General features: G+C 29.8%; 14 protein-coding genes. 9 read left to right on the forward strand and 5 right to left on the reverse strand.

All coding sequences use genetic code 11. From position 1 onward, the window contains the following. Positions 1-148: 148 nt before the first annotated feature. Both I1A51_RS05080 and I1A51_RS05085 read right to left on the reverse strand, forming a co-directional pair. Positions 149-496, reverse strand: coding sequence for a cupin domain-containing protein (locus I1A51_RS05080; protein ID WP_196891725.1), 348 nt, complete (start codon positions 494-496; stop codon positions 149-151). A 37-nt stretch (positions 497-533) separates the two neighbouring features. Further along, positions 534-917 (reverse strand): group III truncated hemoglobin, encoded by a 384-nt coding sequence (locus tag I1A51_RS05085; protein ID WP_196891727.1) that lies wholly within the window; start codon positions 915-917, stop codon positions 534-536. A gap of 176 nt (positions 918-1,093) precedes the next feature. Here I1A51_RS05085 and I1A51_RS05090 point away from each other — a divergent pair, with 176 nt between their 5' ends. The 3 genes from I1A51_RS05090 (at position 1,094) to folD (ending at position 5,825) form a co-directional block, all read left to right on the forward strand. Further along, positions 1,094-3,301 (forward strand): nitric-oxide reductase large subunit, encoded by a 2,208-nt coding sequence (locus I1A51_RS05090; protein ID WP_196891729.1) that lies wholly within the window; start codon positions 1,094-1,096, stop codon positions 3,299-3,301. A gap of 200 nt (positions 3,302-3,501) precedes the next feature. After that, the gene (gene ffh / locus I1A51_RS05095) at positions 3,502-4,830 is read left to right on the forward strand and encodes a signal recognition particle protein (RefSeq protein ID WP_196885169.1); all 1,329 of its coding nucleotides are present in this window, start codon (positions 3,502-3,504) and stop codon (positions 4,828-4,830) included. A 116-nt stretch (positions 4,831-4,946) separates the two neighbouring features. Next, complete coding sequence (folD, locus tag I1A51_RS05100; protein WP_196891731.1) at positions 4,947-5,825, forward strand: bifunctional methylenetetrahydrofolate dehydrogenase/methenyltetrahydrofolate cyclohydrolase FolD; 879 nt, start codon at positions 4,947-4,949, stop codon at positions 5,823-5,825. 198 nt (positions 5,826-6,023) lie between these two features. Here folD and I1A51_RS05105 read toward each other — a convergent pair whose 3' ends face one another. Beyond that, entirely contained in the window at positions 6,024-6,302 is a 279-nt protein-coding gene (locus I1A51_RS05105; protein ID WP_196891733.1) for a hypothetical protein, read from the reverse strand. Positions 6,303-6,531: 229 nt separating this feature from the next. On the opposite strand from I1A51_RS05105, the gene I1A51_RS05110 reads away from it, so the two are divergent. Further along, positions 6,532-6,900 carry a DoxX family membrane protein gene (locus I1A51_RS05110; RefSeq protein ID WP_196891734.1) on the forward strand — a complete coding sequence of 123 codons (369 nt, stop codon included), beginning with the start codon at positions 6,532-6,534 and terminating at the stop codon, positions 6,898-6,900. A 3-nt stretch (positions 6,901-6,903) separates the two neighbouring features. On the opposite strand, the gene I1A51_RS05115 is transcribed toward I1A51_RS05110, so the two are convergent. Beyond that, entirely contained in the window at positions 6,904-8,292 is a 1,389-nt protein-coding gene (locus tag I1A51_RS05115) for a tetratricopeptide repeat protein (protein WP_231373964.1), read from the reverse strand. A 129-nt stretch (positions 8,293-8,421) separates the two neighbouring features. On the opposite strand from I1A51_RS05115, the gene pyrR reads away from it, so the two are divergent. The 5 genes from pyrR to I1A51_RS05140 are packed head-to-tail and all read left to right on the forward strand — an operon-like array spanning position 8,422 to position 11,548. Next, entirely contained in the window at positions 8,422-8,964 is a 543-nt protein-coding gene (gene pyrR / locus I1A51_RS05120) for a bifunctional pyr operon transcriptional regulator/uracil phosphoribosyltransferase PyrR (RefSeq protein WP_196892382.1), read from the forward strand. Positions 8,965-8,967: 3 nt separating this feature from the next. Next, positions 8,968-9,900, forward strand: coding sequence for an aspartate carbamoyltransferase catalytic subunit (locus I1A51_RS05125; protein WP_196891736.1), 933 nt, complete (start codon positions 8,968-8,970; stop codon positions 9,898-9,900). Positions 9,901-9,903: 3 nt separating this feature from the next. Beyond that, a complete protein-coding gene (locus I1A51_RS05130) occupies positions 9,904-10,239 on the forward strand; it encodes a ribonuclease Z (protein WP_196891738.1) in 336 nt (111 codons plus the stop codon). 26 nt (positions 10,240-10,265) lie between these two features. Then, a complete protein-coding gene (locus tag I1A51_RS05135) occupies positions 10,266-10,628 on the forward strand; it encodes a T9SS type A sorting domain-containing protein (protein ID WP_196891740.1) in 363 nt (120 codons plus the stop codon). Then, a complete protein-coding gene (locus I1A51_RS05140; RefSeq protein ID WP_196891742.1) occupies positions 10,628-11,548 on the forward strand; it encodes a ribonuclease Z in 921 nt (306 codons plus the stop codon). The genes I1A51_RS05135 and I1A51_RS05140 overlap by 1 nt, the downstream gene beginning before the upstream one ends. Here the strand turns inward: I1A51_RS05140 and I1A51_RS05145 are convergent. Beyond that, complete coding sequence (locus tag I1A51_RS05145; RefSeq protein WP_196891743.1) at positions 11,540-12,445, reverse strand: TIGR01777 family oxidoreductase; 906 nt, start codon at positions 12,443-12,445, stop codon at positions 11,540-11,542. The two genes, I1A51_RS05140 and I1A51_RS05145, sit on opposite strands and share 9 nt — an antisense overlap. Between the last annotated feature and the right edge of the window lie 20 nt (positions 12,446-12,465).

A 12,465-nucleotide genomic window follows, 5' to 3' on the forward strand; every position in this document is an offset into this window, starting at 1 on the left:
ATGGAAAAACCTACAATATGACGGAAAATAAAAAAGCTCTAAGTTTCTATACTTAGAGCTTCTTTATTAATTTTTTCTCTTAAAAATAAAATAATGGTAAGGAAGTAATATGAGAGATAAATTTTAAAAGAAAAAATTAAATCTATGTTTATTCACTTTTGTTCGCAACATCTTGAACTCTTTCCGCTGTATCAAATTTTGAAAGTGTCAAACGAACAATCGAATTTTCATTTGCTACTAAATGATGAGGAATCGAGGCTGGCAACGTTACCAAATCTCCTTTTACTAATTTATATTCCTCATTTTCTACACCAAAAACAATTTCTCCTTCAAAGATTTCTACAATAATTGGAAAAGCTGTTTTATGCTCTTTCATCTCTTGTCCTTTTTGGAAAACAATTCGAATTTCTTTTGAAAATTCTGTTTCTAAAACCATAGAAACACTTGGTTTCTTTTCTCCGTAAACAATATTTTCTATTAATGATGTTTTATTCATAATTCTACTTTTTTTCGTTTGTGATAAGAATATATTTTTAATCTTTTTTAGTTCTATTTTCAAAAATATTAAGATACATAAAAGTTGCCATTTTTCTGGCTCTACGTTTGGCTGTTTCTGCAACTTCTCCTTCAAAAAGTGTATCCATATTTTGAAACCAAAGTTGTAACCAAATTCCGAAATGATATTGTTCAAATGGGAATTTTTGATCTAATTCATGATGTGCCAAAAAAGGATTGTTTTTATATTTTCTGACAAAAAGAAGATTCGTTTCCCAAAAATCTACCAACTTTTCTGTGTGTTTATCCCAATCTTTGATTGTTTTATTAAAAAAATATCCAATTTCTTCATTTGCTCGTACTTTTTCATAAAAACTACTTACAAGAAGTTGAATATCTTCTCTTGTTTCGATGTCTTTCATTTTTCCTTTAATTCTACATTACAAAGTTATTTTGTCTGAAAATGAATATTTATGATTTCAATCACAATCTTATTAAGAATGAATTAAAATAATTTCCTGTTTCTGATTTGAATCATAAAAACAAAGCTTCATCTAGAAATACATTTGCTTCCAGAAATCATAAAATACCACGCACGATGAAAAAAATATGGATAGCATTTAGCTTAGTCATACTTTTATCTTTTTCAGCATTAATTTGGGTTGGAGTAAAAATTTACCAAGAACAGCCACCAATTCCTGAAAAAGTTTTAGTAGATGGGACAAATGAAACTTTATTTACAAAAGAACAAATTCAAAGAGGACAAAATGTTTGGGAATCTATCGGAGGAATGGAAGTTGGTTCGATTTGGGGACATGGAAGTTATGTTGCGCCAGATTGGAATGCAGATTGGATTCATAAAGAAGCTGTTTATTTGTTAGATAAATGGGCTTTTAAAGATTATAATAAAACTTATGAGAGTTTAGCTGAAGAGCAAAAAGCAATTTTGAAAGCTCGACTGATTTCACAAGTAAAAACAAATACATTTGATTCAGAAAATATTACTATTTCAAAAGATCGCAAAGAAGCAATTGAAAGTAATATGGAGCATTACACAAAAATCTTTTCGGAAGGTCATGAAAAATATGCAATTCCAAGAGATTTATTGACTGATAAATCTAAATTACATGATTTAAACGCATTTATTTTCTGGTCTTCTTGGGCGGCTTCTACTAATAGGATTGATGATAATGTAACTTATACTTCCAATTGGCCTCATGAGCCGTTAATTGATAATGAAATTACAACTGGAGCGCAAATGTGGTCTGGATTTTCTATTATTCTTTTGTTATTTTTTGTTGGAATGATGGTTTGGTATTATCTGAAAAATATTCATCAAGAAGATCATACAATTCTTTCTGATAATGATCCTTTATTAAAAGTGAATATTTTACCTCAACAAAGATCGATTTTAAAATATTTCTTTGTCATTAGTTTATTAATTGGCTTACAAGTTCTTCTTGGAATTGTAACTGTTCATTATGGAGTTGAAGGACAACACTTCTTCGGTTTTGAATTATCACAATATTTACCTTATACAATTTCTAGAACTTGGCATACACAATTAGCGATTTTCTGGATTGCAGCTGCTTGGTTGGCAACAGGATTATTTATCGCACCAATGATTAGTGGAAAAACATTTAAATATGAAAAATTCGGAATCAACTTCTTATTTTTTGCATTGTTAATTATCGTAGTTGGTTCTATGATTGGAGAATGGCTTGGTGTAAAACAATATTTAGATTTAACAGTGAATTTCTTCTTCGGTCATCAAGGTTATGAATACATGGATTTAGGAAGGTTTTGGCAAATACTTTTAGGAGTTGGATTAGTTCTATGGATGGTAATTGTTGGAGCGCATATTTTAGTTGGAATTAGAAGAAAAGATAGCTCTAAAAACTTATTGATTTTATTCTTAATTGCTGTAGTTGCAATTGGTTCTTTCTTCTTCTCTGGATTAATGTATGGAGAACATTCTACACTTTCAATGATTAATTATTGGAGATGGTGGTTAGTGCATCTTTGGGTAGAAGGATTCTTTGAAGTTTTCGCAACAGTTGTAATTGCTTTCTTATTTGTAAAAATGAAATTACTTCGTCCGAAATCTGCTGGAAAAGCAACTGTTTTATCAGCAATCATTTTCTTATCTGGAGGAATTATCGGAACATTACACCATTTATATTTCTCAGGAACAACAATTCATGCAATCGCACTTGGAGCTACATTTAGTGCTTTAGAAGTTGTGCCATTGACATTAATCGGATTTGAAATCTGGGAAAACTGGAATTTATTAAAAGTAAAAAAATGGGTGCAAAGATATAAATGGCCAATTTATTTCTTCCTTTCTGTTTCTTTCTGGAATATGCTTGGAGCTGGAGTATTTGGATTCATGATCAATCCGCCAATTGCTTTGTATTATGTACAAGGATTAAATACAACAGCAGTTCATGCACACACAGCTTTATTTGGAGTTTATGGAATGCTTGGAATGGGATTAGTTTTATTCTGTTTACGAATTATTTCTAAAACAAATTGGAATGAAAAACCATTGAAAATTGCTTTTTGGGCTTTAAATATCGGATTGATTGCAATGGTTGCTTTAAGTCTTTTACCTCAAGGAATTATTCAAACAATGGCTTCAATCGAACATGGATATTGGTATGCAAGAAGCAGTGAAGTTTTATATTCTGACAGTATGCAAATCATCAAATGGTTACGTGTTGTAGGAGATGTTATTTTCTCTGTAGGAATTGTTTATTTCTGTACATTCATTGTAAAAGAAACCTTGAATTGTTTTAAAAAATAGTCTTTTTAGTTTAGTTATAATTTGAAGAATGAAAAGAGAGATTTAATTGCTCTCTTTTCATTTTTTGATTTAAAAACCAAAATATCTAGAAAAAAAATTGTGTATCATGCTTTAAACAACAAAAGAACTCCTCTTTAAAACTTTGACACTTCGCACCTTTCTTGTATATTTGTTGCTTCAAAAAAACGATGTAAGACACTATGTTTAATAATTTAAGTGATAAATTAGATAAAGCATTTCATGTATTAAAAGGACATGGAAAAATTACCGAAGTAAATGTTGCTGAGACTTTAAAAGAAGTTAGAAGAGCTTTACTAGATGCCGATGTTAACTTTAAAATTGCAAAAGATTTTACAAAAAGAGTAAAAGAAAAAGCTATTGGACAAGATGTATTAACGACATTGAATCCAGGGCAATTGATGGTTAAGATTGTAAAAGACGAATTAACAGAATTAATGGGTGGTGACTCTGTAGGAATTAATCTTTCAGGAAATCCTTCAATAATTTTAATGTCTGGTTTACAAGGTTCTGGTAAAACTACATTTTCTGGTAAGCTTGCTAATTACTTAAAAACAAAAAAAACTAAACAAGTTCTTTTAGTTGGTTGTGATGTTTATCGTCCTGCCGCTGTAAATCAGCTTCGTGTTGTTGGGGAGCAAATCGGTGTTGAGGTTTATGCTGAAGAAGGAAACCAAAATCCAGTTGAAATTTCTCAAAACGCAATTAAATATGCAAAAGAAAATGGAAAGAATGTAGTTATCATCGATACGGCTGGTCGTTTAGCTGTTGACGAAGAGATGATGACAGAGATTTCCAATATCCATAAAGCAATTGAGCCACAAGAAACTTTATTCGTTGTGGATTCTATGACAGGTCAAGATGCTGTAAATACTGCAAAAGCTTTCAACGATGTATTAAACTTTGACGGAGTTGTATTAACAAAGTTAGATGGTGATACTCGTGGTGGAGCTGCATTGACAATTAAATCTGTTGTAAACAAACCAATCAAGTTTATCGGTACAGGAGAGAAAATGGAAGCAATTGATGTTTTCTATCCAAGTCGTATGGCTGACCGTATTCTTGGAATGGGAGACGTTGTTTCTCTTGTAGAAAGAGCGCAAGAGCAGTTTGATGAGGAGCAAGCAAGAAAGATTCAAAAGAAAATTGCAAAGAACCAATTTGGTTTTGATGATTTCTTATCGCAAATTCAGCAAATCAAGAAAATGGGTAACATGAAAGATTTACTTGGAATGATCCCAGGAGCTGGAAAAGCGTTAAAAGATGTAGATATTGACGATGATGCTTTCAAAGGAATTGAGGCGATTATTTTCTCAATGACACCAGATGAAAGACAAAATCCTGCGACAATCAATGCAAGTAGAAAGAAAAGAATCGCAAAAGGTTCTGGAACTTCCGTACAAGAAGTAAATCAACTTCTGAAACAATTCAACCAAATGAGCAAAATGATGAAGATGATGCAAGGTGGTGGCGGAAGAAAAATGATGCAAATGATGAAAAACATGAAATAATAAAAAAAAGCAAGCAACACGCTTGCTTTTTTTTATTCTAATAATTACTAACCATGAAATGATTTAATTTATTTTCAGTGGATTAAATTATTTCCTTAAAATAACAATACAACTCCATGACAATTTTAGACGGAAAACAAACATCTACTAACATTAAAAACGAACTAAAAGAGGAAGTTCAATTAAGAAAAGAAAATGGTTTAAAAGCACCACATTTAGCAGCAATTATTGTTGGAAATGATGGAGCGAGTATGACATATGTAAGCAGCAAAGTGAAAGCTTGTGATTTTGTTGGTTATGATTCTACTTTAATTGAATTACCAACAGAAACTACAGAAGAGGAATTGTTACAACAAATTTCTGATTTGAATACTAATCCTGCTATTGATGGTTTTATTGTACAGCTTCCTTTACCAAAACATATTGATGAGCAGAAAGTATTGTTAGCAGTAGATCCTGATAAAGATGTTGATGGATTCCACCCTACAAATGTTGGTAAAATGACTTTAAACTTACCAACCTTTTTACCAGCTACACCTTATGGAATTTTAGAATTATTAGAGCGCTATAACGTAGAAACTTCAGGAAAAAATGTGGTTGTAATCGGTAGAAGTCATATTGTTGGAAGTCCAATGAGTATTTTAATGTCACAAAAAAGACCAGCAGGAAATGCTACGGTAACAATTACACACTCTAGAACAAAAAACTTAGAAGAAATCACAAAAGAAGCAGATATTATTGTAGCCGCTTTAGGAAAACCTGAATTCTTAACTGGAGATATGGTAAAAGATGGTGTAACGATTATTGATGTTGGAATTACTCGTGTAGAAGATGCTACTAAAAAACGTGGATATCGTTTGGCTGGAGATGTTGATTTTGCTTCTGTTAGTCCAAAAGCAGATTTCATTACACCTGTTCCCGGTGGAGTTGGACCAATGACGATTGCAATGTTATTAAAAAATACAATGTTAGCTTGTCAGAGAAGAAACGATTAATTCTTATAAAAAATATAAAAAGAAAAGAGGTCAAATGACCTCTTTTTTTTGTAAGACTCTTTTAAAAATTTGAAAAAGCCATAATGTAGGTTATAGCTTAAAACTATTTAGTAGAAGCTAAATCTACTACTAAGAAAGGATATTCATTACACTCACTCGTGGAAAAGAGTATTCACTGATATAAAATTGTTCGTTTATTTATGAGAATCTAATTTTTTTTTTGATTCTTAAAATTGACATTCTAAGATAATATTTCATTATAATTCCAAAAGCTTGACCTATCAAAAACCAAATTATTATTTTCCAAAAAACAAAGGAGAAAGAAAATTCGAAAAGTCCCATTGTATAATTTTGAATGCAATTTAAAATGAATAAAATTCCACCAAAAATTAATCCTGACTTCACCCATTTCTTTCCTTCATATTGTTTTTGTTGCTCATAATAAAACTCCAGTTTATCATATAGCTCATCTTTCATAATTTCTTTATTTAAAATAGATGTTTTGTTTTTTCAAAAGTAGAAATAGTTATTTGTATATTAACCGTTTATATTTTTAATTTTATTAATTAAGGGAATCCCCCTACCACATTAAGCATACACTTTTCTTTCAAATAGAAACAAGAAATTTTAGCATTTTATTAATTTTTAATCTTTATATCGGCATATACTTTGTTATTCCACTGTTTGTATAAAAAATAGTGATATAATGAAAGCTTATGATTTTTTAAGAATAATTTTAGGATTCAATTTTTTATTTCACTTAGTAAGTCGACTTTTAAGTGGAATTCCTGAATTTTCTATTTGGATGGTTGAAAGATTTTCAAGTACGATAATCCCCACTTCATTAATTAAGCCCTTTGCAATAACATTACCATTTATAGAAGGAATTATTGGATTACTTTTAATCTTAAATTTATATACTAGAAAAACTCTTATCGTAGGATTGTTTATTATGCTTATTCTAATTATGGGAACAAGTATACTTGCAGATTGGAATTTGGTAGCTTTTCAAATGTTATATGTAGTTATTTTCTATTTACTTTTAAAAGATATAGAAGAGAAAAAAGTAGCTTAAATTTTATTCAAAAATCTTTAGGATTTTCTGTACATCTTCATTTACAACAACAGATGGAAAAATCAATCTAAAAATTTTACTTTCTTCTTTGTTTAAAGTTAAAGCTTCTTTTAAATATTTTTTACCAACAACAAATTCATTTGCTAAGAAGTAAACACCACTTAAACGAATAGAAACACCACTATGTTCTTTCAAATATTTTTGAGAACGAAGTAAGATTTCCATTGCATGATCGAATTCACCAATGAATAATAAAACATCAGCTAAACCAAGCCAAATTTCTTCTGTATTATCTTGTAAATCGATACATTTTTGGAATGCAGTAATTGACTCTTCATAGAAGTTTAAACGAAGATTAATTTCTGCATATTTTCTCCAGTAGATAGAAGTTACTTCATCAATTTGAATGGCACGATTGATATAATATAGTGCTGAATGATAATCTTCTCTTCTACAGCAAATATCTGCCATTTGATACCAACCTTTATCTAAAACAGGATCTTGGTTTACAGTCTTTTTAAAAAACTGAAAAGCATCATCCATTTTTCCCATTTTCATGTAACATTCTCCAATTCTAAAAAAAGCAAAGGCACTTGGATCATCCAATTCTAGAGCAATCAAATAATTATCAATTGCAATTTCAAATTGTTCTAATTTTTCAAGAGTTTTAGCTTTTTCTAAATAACCTCCAACGAAAAATTCATCAATAATTACAGCATAATCAAAAGCTCTTAAAGCTTCTTCATACTTTTTAATTGTATAATATTGTCTTCCTAATTGATGCCAAGCAATTTCAGAATATGGATCTCTATCAATAAATTCTAGTAAATATGTAATTGCTTCTTCTTGCTTATTTTGCATATCGAAACAATAAATCACATTATAAAGAGAAGGATAATCTTCTACATCAATTTCCAGACATTTTTTAAAATTTTCTCGTGCTTCATCAAAAGAATCCATATGTAAATATTCCATTCCAATTAAAGAATATAAATCTGCTGGCTCTTCCGAATATTGCAATCCAATTTTCAAATATTCTATCGCTTTTTCGTGTTTAAATTGTTTAGAAAGTATCGAAGATTTTAAGATATAAATCTCATCATTTGTAGGTTCAATTGCATAAACTTGTTTTAAAATTTTATTTGCTTCTTCTAATTTTTCATCAAAAATAAGGAGTTCAGCTAAAAGTAATTTTAATGTAACAGAAGTTGGATGTTGTTCTAAACCAAGCGATATTGCTTTATGTGCTAAAGATTTTTTTCCTGCATCTAGATAATGATGTATAATATCTTCAAACTCTTGCGAGTCGAAAAAATATACTTCATTTGTTTTCAACATAGCTTCAAATTTTGAAAGTGCTACATTGTTATGTTCATCAGGCATCTGCTTCATAAAGCTGTTCTTCTCTTATTGTAAATTTAAACTTTCCACGGCTGTGTTTTACACAAATTAAGATTTCTTTTTAACAAAGTAATTAACAAAAATCTTATATTTGCTTTCCAAACAATGTTTGGAACAATTATGAGTCAAAAATTATTACTTAACTCAAAAGAAATTCATCTTACACTACATCGATTAGCTTGTCAATTAATCGAAAACCATGGGGATTTCTCTAATACGGTTCTGATTGGAATTCAACCAAGAGGCGTTTTCCTAGCAGAACGAATTGCAAAAGTACTAAAAGAAACGTATCAAATCAAAAATATTCAACTTGGACAATTGGATATTACTTTCTACCGAGACGATTTTAGAAGAAGAGACGAGCCTTTAAAAGCAAATCAGACCAATATTCATTGTATTGTAGAGAACAAAAATGTCGTATTTATTGATGATGTTTTGTATTCTGGAAGAAGTATTAATGCTTCTCTTTCTGCGATTCAATCATTTGGAAGACCAAATAATATTGAATTAATGGTATTGATTGATCGAAGATTCAGTCGACACTTACCAATACAACCAACATATAGAGGTCGTCAAGTAGACGTGATTAACGAAGAAAAAGTCGTTGTAAATTGGCATGAAAACAACGATGAAGATGCAGTTTATATTATTACAAAAAATTAGGAAATGAGCCAGCTAAGCACACAACATTTATTAGGAATAAAACATTTAAAAGAGGAAGATATCAATTTAATCTTTGAAACTGCAGATCAGTTTAAAGAGGTAATCAATCGACCTATTAAAAAAGTTCCTTCATTAAGAGATATCACAATTGCTAATTTATTCTTTGAAAATAGTACAAGAACAAAACTTTCTTTTGAATTAGCAGAAAAAAGACTTTCTGCTGATGTAATAAACTTTTCTGCCTCGCAATCTTCTGTTAAAAAAGGAGAAACTTTAATTGATACGGTTAACAATATTCTTTCGATGAAAGTAGATATTGTTGTTATGCGTCATCCAAATGTTGGAGCAGCAGATTTTTTGTCAAAACATGTTGATGCTCGAATTGTAAATGCAGGTGATGGAACACATGAACATCCAACACAAGCTTTACTAGATTCTTATTCTATCAGAGAAAAATTAGGAAGTGTAAAAGGAAAAAAAGTAGTAATTGTAGGAGATATTCTTCATTCTCGTGTTGCACTTTCAAATATTTATGCTTTAAAACTACAAGGAGCTGAAGTAAAAGTTTGTGGGCCAACTTCCTTAATTCCAAAGTATATTACAGAACTTGGAGTTGGCGTTGAGACAAATTTGAGAAAAGCTTTAGAATGGTGTGATGTGGCAAATATGCTTCGTGTTCAAAATGAACGTATGGAAGTGAAATATTTTCCGACTACTAGAGAGTATGCACAACTTTTTGGAATAAATAAAGATTTATTAAATTCGCTAAGTAAGGAAATTGTAATTATGCATCCTGGACCAATTAATCGTGGAGTAGAAATTACTTCAGATGTAGCAGATTCAAAGCAATCAATTATCTTAAATCAGGTAGAAAATGGTGTTGCTATTCGTATGGCTGTAATCTATCTTTTAGCACAACAAATCAAAAGAAATTAACCCATGAAGTTAAATAAAACAGAAAAATATATACAAATAACGTCTGAGACTACTGATTTCTCAGATTTTTATACTAATTTTACAAAAGACTTTCAAAATACCGAAAGTGATAATGTTATAATTGATTTATTATCAATTAAAAACATTGAAGTAAAAAATATTGAATTATTTATAAATATCGCAGAGAAACACCATGAAAATGGCACGTCTTTTGTGGTTATCTCAAAAGATTTAAACATTGATGAATTACCAGATGAAGTCAACGTTGTTCCAACACTTATCGAAGCTATTGATGTTATAGATATGGAGGAAATGCAAAGAGATTTGTTGGATATGTGATTTCATTTAAATATAAAAACTAAAATATGAAAAGAACATTACTTTTACTTATATTAATTTTTGCAACTGCAACTTTCACTTTTGCACAAGGTGATAGAAGTGATGTTGTACAAAATTTATCTATAAATCCACCAACTATTTCTAAAGTTGTTGCTTCTCCAAATCCATTGGCAGATAAGACAACTATTACCTTTCATACATCAAAACGCCAAAAGGTGGAGTTTATTGTGAAAAATCTATTAGGTAGAACTGTTTACAGAGAGACAGTTCAAACTAACGAAGGAACAAATAGAATACCTTTCTATAAAGACGATTTGAAATCAGGAGTTTATCTTTATACTTTAAAAACTTCTGACCAATCGGTTTCAAAAAGAATTATCATTAAATAATGAGTTTAAAACTTACGATATTAGGATGCCATTCTGCAACTCCAAAAGTAGAATCGCATCCTACTTCTCAATTACTTGAAATAAAAAATCATTCTTTTCTTATTGACTGCGGCGAAGGAACTCAAGTTCAACTTAGAAAATACGGAGTCAAATTCACTAAAATAAATCACATTTTTATTTCCCATCTTCATGGAGACCATTTCTATGGTTTAGTTGGTTTAATTTCAACATTTAGTCTATTAAATAGAAGAACTGAATTACATGTTTATGGACCAAAAGGAATTAAAGAATTAATTACTTTACAACTTAAAATGTCTGATTCTTGGACTAATTTTTTACTGATTTTTCACGAATTAGAAAGTAAGGAAAGTGAATTAATTTTTGAAGATAAAAAAGTCGAAGTTTATACAATACCTCTAAAACATAGAATTTATGCTAATGGTTTTCTTTTTAAAGAAAAAACAAATGAAGAGCGTAAATTAAATATGAATGAAATTAAAAAACATCGTGAAATTGAGGTTTGCGATTATCATAATTTAAAACGTGGACGAGATTTTACATTTGAAAATGGAGAAATAATTTCTAATGCAAAACTAACTTTTGATCCTCCAAAAAATCTAAGTTACGCTTTTTGCAGTGATACAATGTACTTCCCTTCTATTGTATCAATTATTAAAAATGTGGATTTATTATACCATGAATCTACTTTTCTAAAAAAAGACGAAGAAATCGCTAAAAAAACAAAACATTCTACAGCAGAACAAGCTTCTCTTATTGCAAAAGATGCAGAAGTTAATCAACTAATTTTAGGACATTATTCTGGAAGATATAAAGATTTAGAATTATTTAAAAAAGAGGCACAAGAAAATTTTGAAAATGTCATCTTGGCAGAAACAGGAAAAGTAATTGAATTAAAGTAAATTATTCAAAGCCTTTTCAGAAGTTTTAAAATCGAATTTAAATCCAGACGCTAAAATTTTATCTGCGGAAATTTTACTACCTTTTAAAACTAAATCACTCATTTCCCCTAAAGCAAGTCGTAAAACAAAACTTGGTACATTTGGAAAGAAATAAGGTTTGTTTAACTTCTCTGCAATCTCTTTATTAAAATCATTTGAAGTGATAAATTCTGGAGCTACTGCATTAAAACTTCCATGTAAATTCGTATTTTCTAAAAGAAAGACATACATTTTACATAAATCATCTATATGAATCCAAGGAAAATATTGTTTTCCATTTCCTAAAGCAGATCCAACTCCCATTTTAATAGGTTTCATTATTTTTTCCAAAGCTCCTCCACTTTCACTCAAAACCACTCCAGTTCTCACACAAACAGTGCGAATTCCTAATTTTTCAAAAGGATGAATTGCTTTTTCCCAAAGTGTACAGCAAGTTCCAAGAAAATCTTTTGCAGGTAAATCATTTTCCATAAAAATATGGTCAGAAGTAATGGAACCATAATATCCAATTCCAGAAGCAGAAATTATAGTTTTCACTTTATTTGGAAATTTTTTAAACGTATCATATAAAAAATTTGCTGTTTTCACACGACTATCTATAATTTCCGCTTTTCTTTTATGTGTCCATTTTTTATCTGCAATTCCGCAACCTGCCAAATGAATAATAACTGTAATTTCTCTTAGCATCTCTTCATTTTCAATTTCATTCTTTTCAATATTCCAATAAATTGTCTGATATTCAGAAACAGCATTTTTATTTCTTGTTAAAATATAAATCTCATGGCCTTTTTCACTTAAAAGCTTTGCCAAACGATTTCCGATAAGTCCTGTTCCTCCAGTAATTACAATTTTTTCCATTAAAAAAAATAAAATTTATA

The organism is Aureivirga marina (assembly GCF_015767265.1).
Classification (GTDB): domain Bacteria; phylum Bacteroidota; class Bacteroidia; order Flavobacteriales; family Flavobacteriaceae; genus Aureivirga; species Aureivirga marina.

Excerpts from the sequence above, each read along its gene's own strand:
- I1A51_RS05080 (WP_196891725.1), bottom strand. The coding sequence starts at position 496 with ATGAATAAAACATCATTAATAGAAAATATTGTTTACGGAGAAAAGAAA.
- I1A51_RS05085 (WP_196891727.1), bottom strand. The coding sequence starts at position 917 with ATGAAAGACATCGAAACAAGAGAAGATATTCAACTTCTTGTAAGTAGT.
- I1A51_RS05090 (WP_196891729.1), top strand. The coding sequence starts at position 1,094 with ATGAAAAAAATATGGATAGCATTTAGCTTAGTCATACTTTTATCTTTT.
- ffh (WP_196885169.1), top strand. The coding sequence starts at position 3,502 with ATGTTTAATAATTTAAGTGATAAATTAGATAAAGCATTTCATGTATTA.
- folD (WP_196891731.1), top strand. The coding sequence starts at position 4,947 with ATGACAATTTTAGACGGAAAACAAACATCTACTAACATTAAAAACGAA.
- I1A51_RS05105 (WP_196891733.1), bottom strand. The coding sequence starts at position 6,302 with ATGAAAGATGAGCTATATGATAAACTGGAGTTTTATTATGAGCAACAA.
- I1A51_RS05110 (WP_196891734.1), top strand. The coding sequence starts at position 6,532 with ATGAAAGCTTATGATTTTTTAAGAATAATTTTAGGATTCAATTTTTTA.
- I1A51_RS05115 (WP_231373964.1), bottom strand. The coding sequence starts at position 8,292 with ATGAAGCAGATGCCTGATGAACATAACAATGTAGCACTTTCAAAATTT.
- pyrR (WP_196892382.1), top strand. The coding sequence starts at position 8,422 with ATGAGTCAAAAATTATTACTTAACTCAAAAGAAATTCATCTTACACTA.
- I1A51_RS05125 (WP_196891736.1), top strand. The coding sequence starts at position 8,968 with ATGAGCCAGCTAAGCACACAACATTTATTAGGAATAAAACATTTAAAA.
- I1A51_RS05130 (WP_196891738.1), top strand. The coding sequence starts at position 9,904 with ATGAAGTTAAATAAAACAGAAAAATATATACAAATAACGTCTGAGACT.
- I1A51_RS05135 (WP_196891740.1), top strand. The coding sequence starts at position 10,266 with ATGAAAAGAACATTACTTTTACTTATATTAATTTTTGCAACTGCAACT.
- I1A51_RS05140 (WP_196891742.1), top strand. The coding sequence starts at position 10,628 with ATGAGTTTAAAACTTACGATATTAGGATGCCATTCTGCAACTCCAAAA.
- I1A51_RS05145 (WP_196891743.1), bottom strand. The coding sequence starts at position 12,445 with ATGGAAAAAATTGTAATTACTGGAGGAACAGGACTTATCGGAAATCGT.